We start from the raw sequence: 12523 nt of genomic DNA on the forward strand, positions 1-12523 counted from the left end.
CGCCGGGCCGGTCCGGTTGACCTTGCCGCAGCGTCAGGGTTTCCACAGGCCCCATGCGGATCGGAGAGATCGCCGCCCTCACCGGGGTCACCACCCGGGCCGTGCGGCACTGCCACCACCAGGGCCTGCTGCCCGAGCCCCCGCGGCTGGCCAACGGCTATCGCGTGTACGGGGTGCGGCACGCCGTCCTCCTGGCCCGGATCAGGCGGCTGACCGGCGTGACCCGTGCGACCCGCGCGACGGGCGACGGGAGGGGGTGGCGGGGCCGGCGGGTCGGGGCGGCCCGGTGGGATCCGCTTACCCTGGCGTTTTGCCGTGTGCGTACGCGCGTCGTCGTCGTCGAGGAGTTCCGCTGTGCTCGTGCTCTTGCCCCCGTCCGAAGGAAAGGCCGCCAGTGGTTCCGGCGCGCCCCTGAAGCCGGAGTCCCTGTCACTGCCGGAGCTGGCCGGGGCCCGGACCGCGGTGCTGGACGAGCTGGTGGAGCTGTGCGCCGCCGACGAGGAGAAGGCGCGCGCGGTCCTCGGCCTGAGCGAGGGGCTGCGCGGCGAGATCGCCAAGAACGTGGAGCTGCGGACCGCCGGGGCGCGGCCGGCCGGGGAGATCTACACCGGTGTGCTGTACGACGCGCTGGACCTGGCCACCCTGGACGCGGCCGCGCGGGAGCGGGCCCGGGAGTCGCTGCTGGTGTTCTCGGGGCTGTGGGGCGCGGTGGGGATCGGCGACCGGATCCCCTCCTACCGGTGTTCCATGGGCGTCAAGCTGCCCGGCCTGGGAGCGCTGGGGGCGTACTGGCGGGGACCGATGGCCGCGGCGATGCCGGTGGCCGCGGGCGACGGGCTGGTGCTGGACCTGCGGTCGTCGGCGTACGCCGCGGCCTGGAAGCCGAAGGGGGACGTGGCCGGGCGGACCGCGACCGTGCGGGTGCTGCACGCGCAGACCGACGCGAACGGGGTCGAGAAGCGGTCCGTCGTGAGCCACTTCAACAAGGCGACGAAGGGGCGGATCGTACGGGACCTGCTCGCGTCGGGGGCGGCCCCGGCCGGGCCCGCGGAACTGGTTTCGGTGCTGCGGGACCTGGGCCACGTGGTGGAGGCTTCGGCTCCGGAGAAGGCCGGGAAGGCGTGGGCGCTGGACGTGGTGGTGAGGCAGATCCACTGAGCGTTGCATGCTACGCAACGCTCGTTGCGCACTGTGCCTGCCGACGGCAGGATGGCGGCATGACTTCCGTACTGGACCTTGCGCCCGTCGTCCCCGTCGTCGTCCTGGAGGACGCCGCCGACGCGGTGCCGCTCGCGCGTGCGCTGGTCGCGGGCGGGCTGCCGGCGATCGAGGTGACGCTGCGGACCCCCGCCGCGCTCGACTGCGTCCGGGCCATCGCCGCGGAGGTACCGGACGCGGTGGTCGGGGCCGGCACGGTGATCTCCCCGGCGGGCGTGAACGACGCGGTCGCGGCCGGGGCGCGGTTCCTGGTGAGCCCGGGGTGGACGGACGCGCTGCTGGACGCGATGGCGGCGTCCGGGATTCCCTTCCTGCCGGGGGTCTCGACGGCCTCGGAGGTCGTGGCGCTGCTGGAGCGCGGCGTGAGCGAGATGAAGTTCTTCCCGGCGGAGGCGGCGGGCGGCACGGCCTACCTGAAGTCCCTGGGGGCGCCGCTGCCCCAGGCCCGCTTCTGCCCCACGGGCGGCATCACGTCGGCCTCGGCGCCGTCGTATCTGGCGCTGGGGAACGTGGGGTGCGTGGGCGGCACCTGGATGCTCCCCGCGGATGCGCTGGCCGCGAAGGACTGGGGGCGGGTGGAGACGCTGGCCCGGGAGGCGGCGGGGCTGCGCCGCTGACCCTGCCGGGGGTGCGGGCGCCGGCCTGTGGTGCCGGGGGCGTGCCGCTCCGGGGGCCGCATTCGGGACCGCATGATTCAGCCGCGGGGCAGCGTTCCTTGTACGACGCCCACCCCCTGCGCACACATCACGCTTTACGTCCCGAATTACGTCCCGAACCCCCCTGCGCGGCCCGCACCCGACGGTTCCCCCGCTCAGCGCAGGTGCGACGTGTCGTTCAGCAGGCGCAGCGACGCGTTGCCGTCCGCGTAGTACGCCACCGCCGACAGTGACGCCGCCGAGAGTTCCATCCGGAACAGGGACTCGGGCGGGGCGCCCAGGGCCAGGCGTACGAGCGTCTTGACCGGGGTCACGTGGGTGACGACCAGGACCGTGCGGCCCGCGTGACGGGCGATCAGCTTGTCGCGCGTCGCCGAGACCCGCCGCGCCACCGTCGCGAAGCTCTCGCCGCCGCCCGTCGGCGCCGCCTTCGGGGAGGCCAGCCAGGAGTCCAGGTCCGCGGGGTGGCGCTCGCGGACCTCGCCGAACGTCAGGCCCTCCCACGCCCCGAAGTCCGTCTCGCGCAGGCCCTCCTCGACGCGTACGTCCAGGCCGAGCCGCGCCGCCACCGTGTCCGCCGTCTCGCGGCAGCGCCGCAGCGGGGAGCTGACGATCTCCTGGACGGTGCCGCGCGCGGCCAGGGAAGCGGCGACCGCCTCGGCCTGTCGGCGGCCGACCGCCGACAGCTCGGGGTCGCGGCCGCCGCTCCCGGAGAACCGCTTCTCGGGGGTGAGCGCGGTCTCGCCGTGGCGCAGCAGGACGAAGGTCGTGGGCGTACCCACGTCGGCGGAGGCGCCCCAGCCCACGGTGGGGGCGGGCTCGGGCTCCGAGGCGCTCGGCAGCGTCAGCGGCTCGGGCACCGCCGCTCCGCGCCCCAGCGCGGCCCGCGCCTTCGCCGCGCCCGCCGCCGCGTCGCCCACCGCACGGGGAGGGGCGGAGGCGCGGGAGGCGAGGTCGGCCGTGGAGGCCGAAGGCTCCCACTTCCTGCCCTTCTTGCCCGCGTCCATCGCCTCGTTGGCGAGCCGGTCGGCGTGCTTGTTCTTCTCCCGGGGGATCCACTCGTAGGTGACCCGGACCCGCGGGAAGACGGTGGCCGCCTCGGCCGCGAGCGGCTTCATGTCCGGGTGCTTGATCTTCCAGCGGCCGGACATCTGCTCGACGACGAGCTTGGAGTCCATGCGGACGTGGACGGTCGCGTCCGGTGCGAGCGCGTGCGCGGCACGGAGCCCGGCGATCAGGCCCTTGTACTCCGCGACGTTGTTCGTGGCGACGCCGATGTACTCGGCGGCCTCGGCGAGCGTCTCCCCCGTCTGCGGGTCGAGGACGACCGCGCCGTAGCCGGCGGGACCCGGGTTGCCCCGGGAGCCGCCGTCGGCCTCGATGACGAGGCTGCGTCCCACGGCTACAGGCCGGACTCGGACGTACGGACAAGGATGCGGCGGCAGTTCTCGCACCGCACGACCGCGTCGGGGGCGGCGGCCCGCACCTCGTTGACCTCGGTGATGTTGAGCTCCAGCTGGCAGCCCTCGCAGCGGCGCTGGTACAGGCGGGCCGCACCGACGCCGCCGGACTGGACGCGGAGCTTCTCGTACAGCTTGAGGAGGTCGGCGGGGATGGTGGCCGAGGCGACCTCGCGCTGCTTGGTGACCGTGGCCACCTCGCTGTCGATCTGCTCGAACGCGGCGTCGCGGCGCGCGGTCGCGTCGTCGACCTTGGCCTGGACGGAGGCGACACGGCCGGAGAGTTCGGCGACGCGTTCCTGCAACGACTCGCGGCGCTCCATGACTTCGAGGACGACGTCCTCCAGGTCGCCCTGGCGCTTGGCGAGCGAGACGAGCTCGCGCTGGAGGTTCTCCAGGTCCTTGGGGGACGAGACGGCGCCGGAGTCGAGGCGCTGCTGGTCGCGCACGGCGCGCTGGCGGACCTGGTCGACGTCCTGCTCGGCCTTGGTCTGCTCGCGGGTGGTGTCGCTCTCCTCGGTCTGCGCGGCGACCAGCAGGTCGCGGAGTTGCGCGAGGTCCTTGGTGAGCGATTCGAGTTCGGCGTGCTCGGGGAGGGAGTTGCGCCGGTGGGCGAGCTGGGACAGGCGCAGGTCGAGGGCCTGTACGTCGAGGAGACGGATCTGGTCGGCGGGCGCGGCGTTCAGTTGGGGGCTCCAGAAGGATCAAAAGGGGCGCGCGAGGCGCTCGTGGGAAGGGCGGTCGTGGGGGTGTGGTGGGAGGTCCAGGGGTCGGTGACGGTCTTCGAGACGTGGACGCGCAGGTCCCACCCGTGGCGGTCGGAGATCTCGTCCAGCTGGGCGGCGGCCTGCTCGCACCAGGGCCATTCGGTGGCCCAGTGCGCGGCGTCGATCAGCGCGAGGGGGGTCTGTTCGCGGGCCTCGGACGCCGGATGGTGGCGCAGGTCAGCCGTGACGAAGGCGTCGACGCCGGCGGCCCGTACGTCGGCGAAGAGGCTGTCGCCGGAGCCGCCGCTGACGGCGACGGTGCTGATGAGCGCGTCCGGGTCGCCGGCGACGCGGATTCCCTGCGCGGTGGCGGGCAGCCGGGCGGCGACGCGGGCCGCGAAGTGGCCCAGGGGGGCCGGCGGGTCGAGTGCGCAGACGCGGCCGAGGCCCCGGCGGCCGGACGGGTCGGTGGGGTCGGGGACGAGGGGGCCGGCGACCCGCAGGTCCAGCGCTCCCGCGAGGGCGTCGGAGACACCGGGGTCGGCACTGTCGGCGTTGGTGTGGGCGACGTGCAGCGCGATGTCGTTCTTGATCAGGGTGTGCACGGCACGGCCCTTGAAGGTGGACGCCGCGACCGTCGTCGTACCGCGCAGGTAGAGCGGGTGGTGGGTGACGAGGAGGTCCGCGCCGAGCCGTACGGCTTCGTCGACGGTCTCCTGGACCGGGTCGACGGCGAACAGGACCCGGGTCACCTCGGCGTCGGGATCGCCGCAGACCGTACCGACCGCGTCCCAGCTCTCGGCCCGCTCCGGGGGCCAGAGGGCGTCGAGCGCGGCGATGACTTCAGACAGACGGGGCACGCAGACAGGTTACCTGCGCCACGTGCCCCGCCCGCCATGGCGTAGGCGGCCCGCCCGGCCGGCCCCGCTTGATCGAATACGCGCGCAGGCCGTCGGGGACCCGGCCGGCGGCGGCCGCACCGGGCCCGAGGCGCCGGGTCTCGTCCGGAACGCCCTCGGCCTGCCCGTTCTTCACGGCGTCGAGCTCCTTCCGGAGGGCGTTGTCCTCGGCGTTGTCCTCGGCCTTGTCCCGGTCGGCGGCCTCGGGGCCGCCGTAGACGCCGGTGAGGATCCGGCCGGCGTCCGCCTCGTCGATCCTCCCGGGGCCGACCCCGGCGGCGGGGCCGTTGATCCGCCGGTTCGCCGGGCGCGGCAGGCCCGCGTCCTCGCGGACGGCGCCGATGGAGGAGACCTTCGCGTACGGGCGGATCCTGCCGGGGAGGCGGGGAGGCAGCGGACCGTCGGGGGGGCGGGCTTCCCGGCGCCGGTGCCGGTGCCGGACCGCTCCGCCTTCTTCTCGGCGGCCTCGGTCGGGCATGCCTCACGCACAGCCCCCGGCGCATCCCCCAGCACATCCGCCCCCGCCCCCTCAGCCGAATCAGACGATGGCCACCCTTATGTGTGAAGTGCACGGTCTCGTGTTGTTCGGCTGGAAGTGCGAAAACTAGCTTCGGTCGCCGGAGGTGACTGACGATGACGGCCCCTGCCATCGAGACCGCCGCTGACGGCGACGCCCTGGGTGCGGCGGTGTTCACGATCGCCGCTGACGGTTCCTACGGCGCACGGCTGGCGGGCGAGGGGGACGCGCGGTTCCCCGAGCGGTGGACGCTCGACGGCCCCGAGCCCTACGCCGTGCCGCTCCCCGCCGACCAGCCCGAGGAGCCGGACACCGGGCTGCTGCCGCTGGCGGACGGGCGGGTGCTGATCCACCGACGCCACGGCGGCGCCTCGCACGTCTTCGGCGGTGGCGGCGGCCGGCACTCCTTCTCCCTGCTGTATCCGACGGGACCGCGGACCGGGGAGCTGCCCGTCGGCGCGGTCGAGTGCGAGCGGCTCGCGCTGCTGCCGCCGGCCCCGGACGGCAGTCGCGCGTACGCCCTGGCCCTGGGCGAAGCGACCACCACCGTATGGCTGGTGGCGGGCGGCGCCTTCGGGCCCGAGCGCGTCGCCGAGGTCGCGGGGCACTGCTCGGGAGGCGTGTGGCTCGACCGTACGGGACGGATGCTCGCCCTGGACCGGGAGGCCGACGGGGTGACGAAGACGGTGGCCGTCGACCTGGAGCGGGGCGGGGAGGTGACGCCGTTGCTCCAGATCGCGGAGGGCAGCAACGACCGGCTGCTGCTCGCCGACGCGGACAGCGGGCTGCTGCTGATCAGGTCGGACGCGCCGGGGCACGACCGGCTGGGCTGGGGGGTGCTGGGGAGCATGCTTCCGGTGCGCTTCCCCGAGTGCCTGGGGCCCTCCGACTGCGCGGTGACGCCTTTCGCGGTGCAGCCGGGGCAGGAGCTGATGCCGGAGAACTGCGCGGTGGCGCTGCGGATCGACGGGGCGGCGGGGAGCTGGGTCGGGGTGTGGCGTCCTTCCGGGCGCAGGCTGCACCACCTCGCGGCGCCGGCGGGGTGGCTGGCGGGGGCCGGGCTGTGGACGCGCGAGGGGGTGCTGCGACTGCCGTACGCGACGGGTGCGGTGCCGTGCGGGGTGGCCCCCGTCGAAGCCCCGGAAGACGTCGTCGTCACCGAAACCGCACAAGTGGAACGCGCAGGTGGGGAACCATCCGCGGCCAGGGACACTCCTGTGGTGTGCAAGCCCGTACCGCTTCAGCAGGCGCCCCTCACCGGGCGCGGGGCCCGTGGTTAGACTCGGGCCGGGGCTGCGCAGCCGTTTCGGCTGAACGCCGACGGTGACGGCGGGGCGGGCCTTGCACCACTGAAAGTGATCGCAGCGATTCCAGGGGACCTCCCACCATGTCTGAAGCCCGAACCGACACGATCCAGACGCGGCCGCAGCCTTCGGCCGCCGAACGGGACGCCGCCGGCCGCTCCGGAAAGCACCGGGGGGGCGCGGCCACGACAGAGGATTCCAGCGCTCCGGCTCACGGCCGCCATCGCAGGCCGTAGGTCTCCGGGCCGCGGGCGCGGCGTCAGACGCGCCCGGCGCGTGGTCAAGAACATCGGACGGGCCCGGGCAACCGGGCCCGTCCGGCGTTCGGGGTCCGGAAACCGGGCCGCGGGCGCCGCGCCATTACATTCGTCCCGGCCCGCTCCGTCCGCCGCTCCCGCTCGTCTGCGGGACGGTCCGGCGCGACAAGGTGCGCATGGTGGTGCCGGGTGCCGTCTCCGGCTCCGCCGGGTACCTCGCGAGCGGGGACAGGCGGCCAGGTCCGGGGCTCCGCCGCCGTCGGCTACGGCACCTTCATCACCGGCCCGGTCACCGCCACCGTCCTCTCGCTGTCCACGACGGTCCGCGAACTGCGTGCCACCCGCGAGCAACCGGCCCGCTCCGCCGTGGCGAAGGAACTCCTGCGCTCTCCCACGACCCGCACGACCTCCTCGGGCACGCCCCCTCCGTCATCGTCGTGAAGTCGGAGGCCGCCCGCCGTCCCGCCCCGCGCGACCCGGACGGCGCCCGGTCGGTCCCCGGCGCCGCCGGCATGGGGCCGGTGGTACGCCGGACGGGCCCGCCCCTGCCCCCAGACGGAGGCGCTGCTCGGACGGGTGGTGCGGGAGGCCGTCACCAACGCCGTACGGCACAGTGGAGCGGACCACTGCGAGACCGTGGTGGACAGCTCCCCCGAGCGCGTCCATCCGAAGATCACCGACAACGGCCGCGGCACAGGCTCCGAGCAGCCCGCCACCGGCACCGTCACCACCGGCGGCACGGGCCTGAAGGGCCTCGCCGAGCGCCTCGCGGCGGCCGGCGGCACGCTCGACGCCGGCTCGTCCCCCCGCGGCGGCTTCCCGGTGAACGCCGAACTGCCCGTCAGCACCGACCTCGAACCGGAACCAGAACCGGAATCAGAACGGGAGCCCACCCATGATCAGAGTCCTCCTCGCCGAGGACCGGGGCATGATGCGCGGCGCCCTCGCCCTGCTGCTCGGGTTGGAGCCGGACATCGAGGTCGTCGCCCAGGTGTCCGCGGGCGACCGGATCGTGGACGCCGCCCTCACGTCCCGCCCCGACGTGGCGCTCCTCGACATCGAACTGCCGGGCCTCAGCGGGCTCGACGCCGCCGCGCTGCTGCGCGACCAGGCCCCCGACTGCCGGGTGCTGATCCTCACCACCTTCGGCAGGCCCGGCTGTCTGCGCCGCGCGATGGAGTCCGGCGCGGCGGGTTTCCTGGTCAAGGACGGCCCGGTGGAGGAGCTGGCGGCGGCGATCCGGCGGGTGCTGACCGGCGAGACCGTCATCGACCCGGTGCTCGCGGCGGCCGCCCTCGGTTCCGGGCCCGGCCCGCTCACCGCGCACGAGCGCGACGTACTGAACGCGGCGGTGGGCGGGGCGACCGTCGCGGACATCGCCGGGAAGCTGGACCTGTCCGAGTCGACCGTACGGGACCACCTGTCGTCGGCGATCGGCAAGACCGGCACCCGCGACCGCATGGAGGCGGTACGGGCGGCGAGGCAGCAGGGCTGGCTCTGACCCTCTTCCCTTCCCGTCCCTTCTCGTCCCCTGCCTCGCGCTACGCCTGCTTCTCGCGGTGGCGCGGCAGCCAGACCAGCATCAGCACCACTCCCGCGAGCAGCGCCCCCGCCCCGACCCGGAACGCCAGCGCGTATCCCGCCGTCAGCGCCTGCGCCTCCGCCCCGCCCGCCGTCCTGGACGCCGCGACCGTCGACAGCACCGCGAGGCCGAGCGCGCCGCCCATCGTGCGGGAGGTGTTGATCAGGCCCGAGAGGAGCCCGGCGTCGCCCGGCTCGCCGCCCGAGGTCGCGAGCGAGGCCAGCGGGGTGGAGGCGAGGCCCGCACCGGCCATCATCAGGACGCCCGGGCCGAGGATGGCCGTGAGGTACGTCCCTTCGGCACTCATCGTGGACTGCCACGCCATGCCGCCCGCCGCCACCAGGGTGCCGGTGATCGCGACCCGGCGGGCACCGACCCCGGCCATGAGGCGCGGGGCCAGCTTCGAGCCGAGGACGACGCTCAGCGAGCTGGGGACGAGGGCGAGCCCGGCGCCGAGCGGGGTGTAGCCCAGCACGTTCTGGGCGTACAGCGTCATGAAGAACCACATGCTGAACATCGCGGAGCCGTTCACGAACATCGCCGCGTTCGCCGCCGAGACCGCCCGCACCCGGAAGAACTTCAGCGGCATCAGCGGCGCCCCGGTCCGCGCCTCCACCGCCACGAAGACGCCGAGGAGGACCAGTCCCACGGTCAGCGGGACCAGGGTGGCCGCCGCCGCCCAGCCCTCGGCCTCGGTCTGCACGATCCCGTACGCCAGGGTCGCGAGACCGGCCGTGACCAGCAGCGCGCCGGGCAGGTCCAGGCGCCGCCCGTCCCTGGAGTGGCTCTCGACGAGCCACAGGGCGGCGCCCGCGAGGACCAGCGCGCCGACCGGAACGTTGATCAGCAGCACCCAGCGCCAGGACAGCGCGTCCGTCAGTACGCCGCCGACGAGCCCGCCCGCGGCCCCGCCGCCCGCGCCGACCGCCGACCACGTTCCTATGGCCCGTGCCCTGGCGGGCCCCTCGGGGACGGCCGAAGTGAGGATGGTGAGCGTCGCGGGTGCCAGCACCGCCGCGCCGAGGCCCTGCACCGCGCGGGCGGCCAGCAGGTGCCAGTCCTCCTGGGCGAGGCCGCCCGCGAGGGACGCGGCGGTGAACAGGCCGAGCCCGGTCAGGAAGGTCCGCTTGCGGCCGAACAGGTCGGCGGCGCGCCCGCCGAGGAGCATGAATCCGGCGAAGGCGATCGAGTACGCGTTGACCACCCATTGCAGGCCGATCGCGCTCAGTCCGAGGTCGGCGCGCATCGAAGGCAGGGCGACGTTGACGACGGACACGTCGAGGACGACGAGGAACTGCCCGGCGCAGGCGGCCAGGACCACGGCCCAGGTCCGCGTGGGGCGCGGTGGGCGGGAGGAGGCGCGGGTGGGCTCGGTGTCTGTGTGCGGCTGGACCATGGGTGTCATGGTCCCAGGTGCCTGGCGGCCCGTACATCCTGTCATCGGCGTACGACCGGAGTCCTGGGCCCATCCGGCGGAACACCAGAAGTCCGAGACGTCCGGGTCGAGTTGTTCGACCGGGAGTTCGTCGAGCCCCGAGAGGCAGTGGGCATGACCGCCCTCGGGCAGTTCCGCGCCCTGGACGACCCCGACCGGTTCGTCTGGCTCCGCGGCTTCGACGGCATGCCGAGCCGCGCCGAGGCGTTGGAGAGCTTCTACGGCGGACCGGTCTGGCAGGCGCACCGCGACAAGGCGAACGCGACGATGACCGACTCCGATGACGTCCTGCTGCTGTGGCCGGCCTCGGTACGCGGCGGGTTCCCTGTACCGGCCGGTGCCCGACAGGCCGCCGGTGAGCCGGCGGCCTCGTCGACACCGCTGGGCCTCGCCACGGTCCGGTACGGCCACGGCCCGTTCGACACCGCGTTCGTCGAGTTCTTCGAGCAGCGGGTGCGGCCCGTACCGGCCGGGGCCGGCGGCGAGCCCCCGGCGTACCTGCGGTCGGAAGACGCCCCGAACACCTTCCCGGCCCTGCCGGTACGGGCGAACGAGGAGGTCTTCGTATGGTTCGCACGTTTCACCGGCGAAGACCACCTCGACGACCGCCTGAATCGTCTGCAGCACTCGGAACACTGGCGCGAGGAGGTGCTGCCGCCCCTTTCGAAACGGTGGGCCAGGCCCCCGCGGCAACGGCTGCGGCCGACGCCCACGGAGCGGTCAGTACTGCGGTGAGTTCCGAGGGCGGCCGACGGGCAGAAGGCGGCCCGACCGAGGCTTGGAACCGGCCTCGTGGCTTCACTCCTTGGGAACGGTGCCCACGCACTCGGAGAAGGGGCCGCTCTGCACGCATTCAAACAGCGCGCTCCACTTGCCGCCTTCGTTGGCGCCCGCGGCTACCGTATCGGCACACGACGGATCAGAAAGGCCCCAGAGAGATCCTTCAGGCCAGCCGGCCCCGCTCGTCCGGTTCTCTATTGCCTGGACACAGGTAGGGGGTGCCCCAAGACGCTTGACCTCTTCCATGAATTCCAGGAACTGGGAATTCTGGAGGGCACCGGTCAGCTGGTTCACCGTCGCCTGCGCGTCGTTCCGCTCCTGCTCCGACGCGTCCGGGTTCTGGACGGCCACCAGCGCGGCACTGTTCCTCTCCAAGACCTGCTTGATCCTGTCTTGATCCTGTGGATCCTTCGGCTTCGCGTTCGGATTCTGAATTTCCTTCAACGCGTCCAGGGTATTCTTCACACCCGTCTCGATGTTCTTTTTCTCCTTCGGTTCCTTCACCTGCCCCTTCGAGAGCGCCACCAGCGCGTCGCTGAGCAGCTCCACCTGCGCCTTGTAGTACGCCTTGTCCACCGGCTTCGTATCGGGATCCTGAAGAATCGTCACCCAATAGGAGAGATCGTCGGCGATGTCCCTGTACGCGGCCCGGTCATTCGCAGAATTCTTCGGGTCCTGGGCTATTTGCAATGCTCCGGTGATCCCAGCCAGGAACTTCGTGTACGTGGCCTTGTCCTCTGCCGACGTATTCGGGTCGTCGATGACGTTCAGCGTTCTGCTGACATCGGCCACAATAGCTGCGTAGATTCCCTTGTCCAGGTCCGACGCCTGAGGGTTATTGATTACCTTCAGCGCCTCGGTCAGCACCTTGTCCAGGTTCGCCCTCACCTGCTCCGGTGCGTTGTTCACCTGTTCCTGTACTTCTTCTTGCTTCTCCGGTGTGTTGAACTGCTTCAGTTGCTGCTGCTCATTCTGTTCCTGCTGATTCTGTTCCTGCTCGTCCTGCTCCTGCTGCGGAGGTGGATCCTGCTGCTCCTGCTGCGGAGGCGGGTCCTGCTGATCCGGCTGCGGAGGCGGAGGCGGGTCCTGCTGATCCGGCTGCGGAGGCGGAGGTGGATCCTGCTGATCCGGCTGCGGAGGCGGAGGTGGATCCTGCTGATCCGGCTGCGGCGGCGGGTCCGGGGGATCGGGAGGTCCTGCCATCGCCGTAATGTGAGTGAGGGCATCAGGTGCTGCCACAGCGGTGCCCATGCCCACCGGTAGTGCGAGCGCGGCAGCCAAGCAGGATGCGCCAACAATGCGGGGGATTCTTCGCCGGGCGGTTCTGGCCATGAGGGTTCCAGGTGCGCTGGTGATGTACTGCTTCGTCCTTGTGGACTTGATCCCGGCGGCCCAAGGTCACCGGAGATCCATACCTCAACGGTGCGCAGGCGTTGCAAGAACCACTCTTCGCCCCCTCATCGTGTCCCGCAACCCGGGCGCCGCGCCCTGGACTCGGCGGTGCTGCGCCCGGGGAGCGGGGAGACGGGTCTGGGCGGTCAGGCCGCCACGGGCCTGCCCGAGGGCCTGATCGTGCAGCTCGCCGGGCGAGCCCCGACCTGGACCGCGCCGTCGAGCGCCGCCGCCGCGAAGGCCGTGAAAGCGGAGGGCGCGACGCTGAAGGCGGGGCCCGGGGTTCCTGGAGTCGCGGACTGCGATACGGCAGGGC

Annotated in this window: 11 protein-coding genes and 2 pseudogenes; 7 read left to right on the forward strand and 6 right to left on the reverse strand. The window is 73.0% G+C overall.

Going from position 1 to position 12523, the window contains the following annotated elements; translation table 11 throughout:
* Window positions 1-53: 53 nt before the first annotated feature.
* From ABD374_RS34535 to eda, 3 genes and pseudogenes are all read left to right on the forward strand, one after another.
* Window positions 54-203: pseudogene (locus ABD374_RS34535) on the forward strand (MerR family transcriptional regulator); the annotation flags it as partial.
* 151 nt (window positions 204-354) lie between these two features.
* Window positions 355-1158 (forward strand): peroxide stress protein YaaA, encoded by an 804-nt coding sequence (yaaA, locus tag ABD374_RS05770; protein WP_344491677.1) that lies wholly within the window; start codon window positions 355-357, stop codon window positions 1156-1158.
* A gap of 59 nt (window positions 1159-1217) precedes the next feature.
* A complete protein-coding gene (gene eda / locus ABD374_RS05775) occupies window positions 1218-1835 on the forward strand; it encodes a bifunctional 4-hydroxy-2-oxoglutarate aldolase/2-dehydro-3-deoxy-phosphogluconate aldolase (protein WP_344491680.1) in 618 nt (205 codons plus the stop codon).
* 194 nt (window positions 1836-2029) lie between these two features.
* On the opposite strand, the gene ABD374_RS05780 is transcribed toward eda, so the two are convergent.
* From ABD374_RS05780 to ABD374_RS05795, 4 genes are read right to left on the reverse strand one after another with little or no spacing between them, the layout of a single operon-like run.
* Complete coding sequence (locus ABD374_RS05780; protein WP_344491683.1) at window positions 2030-3274, reverse strand: bifunctional RNase H/acid phosphatase; 1245 nt, start codon at window positions 3272-3274, stop codon at window positions 2030-2032.
* A 2-nt stretch (window positions 3275-3276) separates the two neighbouring features.
* The gene (locus tag ABD374_RS05785; protein WP_344492435.1) at window positions 3277-4020 is read right to left on the reverse strand and encodes a zinc ribbon domain-containing protein; all 744 of its coding nucleotides are present in this window, start codon (window positions 4018-4020) and stop codon (window positions 3277-3279) included.
* Complete coding sequence (locus ABD374_RS05790) at window positions 4017-4901, reverse strand: Nif3-like dinuclear metal center hexameric protein (RefSeq protein ID WP_344491686.1); 885 nt, start codon at window positions 4899-4901, stop codon at window positions 4017-4019. Before ABD374_RS05790 ends, ABD374_RS05785 begins: the two co-directional genes overlap by 4 nt.
* Window positions 4885-5418 (reverse strand): TroA family protein, encoded by a 534-nt coding sequence (locus ABD374_RS05795; protein WP_344491689.1) that lies wholly within the window; start codon window positions 5416-5418, stop codon window positions 4885-4887. The genes ABD374_RS05790 and ABD374_RS05795 overlap by 17 nt, the downstream gene beginning before the upstream one ends.
* Before the next feature lie 155 nt (window positions 5419-5573).
* On the opposite strand from ABD374_RS05795, the gene ABD374_RS05800 reads away from it, so the two are divergent.
* The 3 genes and pseudogenes from ABD374_RS05800 to ABD374_RS05810 all read left to right on the forward strand — a co-directional run bounded on the left by ABD374_RS05800 (window position 5574) and on the right by ABD374_RS05810 (window position 8519).
* Window positions 5574-6737, forward strand: a complete 1164-nt coding sequence (locus tag ABD374_RS05800) for a hypothetical protein (RefSeq protein ID WP_344491692.1) — start codon at window positions 5574-5576, stop codon at window positions 6735-6737.
* Window positions 6738-7276: 539 nt separating this feature from the next.
* Window positions 7277-7891 (forward strand): annotated as a pseudogene (locus ABD374_RS05805) (sensor histidine kinase); the annotation flags it as partial.
* A gap of 22 nt (window positions 7892-7913) precedes the next feature.
* Window positions 7914-8519, forward strand: a complete 606-nt coding sequence (locus ABD374_RS05810; protein WP_344491695.1) for a response regulator — start codon at window positions 7914-7916, stop codon at window positions 8517-8519.
* 40 nt (window positions 8520-8559) lie between these two features.
* On the opposite strand, the gene ABD374_RS05815 is transcribed toward ABD374_RS05810, so the two are convergent.
* The gene (locus ABD374_RS05815; protein WP_344491698.1) at window positions 8560-9996 is read right to left on the reverse strand and encodes an MFS transporter; all 1437 of its coding nucleotides are present in this window, start codon (window positions 9994-9996) and stop codon (window positions 8560-8562) included.
* 153 nt (window positions 9997-10149) lie between these two features.
* On the opposite strand from ABD374_RS05815, the gene ABD374_RS05820 reads away from it, so the two are divergent.
* Complete coding sequence (locus tag ABD374_RS05820) at window positions 10150-10770, forward strand: NIPSNAP family protein (RefSeq protein WP_344491700.1); 621 nt, start codon at window positions 10150-10152, stop codon at window positions 10768-10770.
* A gap of 63 nt (window positions 10771-10833) precedes the next feature.
* Here the strand turns inward: ABD374_RS05820 and ABD374_RS05825 are convergent, their stop codons facing one another.
* Window positions 10834-12018, reverse strand: coding sequence for a hypothetical protein (locus tag ABD374_RS05825; protein WP_344491702.1), 1185 nt, complete (start codon window positions 12016-12018; stop codon window positions 10834-10836).
* Between the last annotated feature and the right edge of the window lie 505 nt (window positions 12019-12523).

This window comes from Streptomyces enissocaesilis (genome assembly GCF_039533765.1).
GTDB classification, from domain to species: domain Bacteria; phylum Actinomycetota; class Actinomycetes; order Streptomycetales; family Streptomycetaceae; genus Streptomyces; species Streptomyces enissocaesilis.

What these genes read in the sequence shown, in the direction of transcription:
- ABD374_RS05795 (WP_344491689.1), bottom strand. Translation starts at nt 5,418, where the DNA reads ATGCCCGACCGAGGCCGCCGAGAAGAAGGCGGAGCGGTCCGGCACCGG.
- ABD374_RS05815 (WP_344491698.1), bottom strand. Translation starts at nt 9,996, where the DNA reads ATGGTCCAGCCGCACACAGACACCGAGCCCACCCGCGCCTCCTCCCGC.
- ABD374_RS05800 (WP_344491692.1), top strand. Translation starts at nt 5,574, where the DNA reads ATGACGGCCCCTGCCATCGAGACCGCCGCTGACGGCGACGCCCTGGGT.
- ABD374_RS05825 (WP_344491702.1), bottom strand. Translation starts at nt 12,018, where the DNA reads ATGGCAGGACCTCCCGATCCCCCGGACCCGCCGCCGCAGCCGGATCAG.
- ABD374_RS05820 (WP_344491700.1), top strand. Translation starts at nt 10,150, where the DNA reads ATGACCGCCCTCGGGCAGTTCCGCGCCCTGGACGACCCCGACCGGTTC.
- ABD374_RS05810 (WP_344491695.1), top strand. Translation starts at nt 7,914, where the DNA reads ATGATCAGAGTCCTCCTCGCCGAGGACCGGGGCATGATGCGCGGCGCC.
- eda (WP_344491680.1), top strand. Translation starts at nt 1,218, where the DNA reads ATGACTTCCGTACTGGACCTTGCGCCCGTCGTCCCCGTCGTCGTCCTG.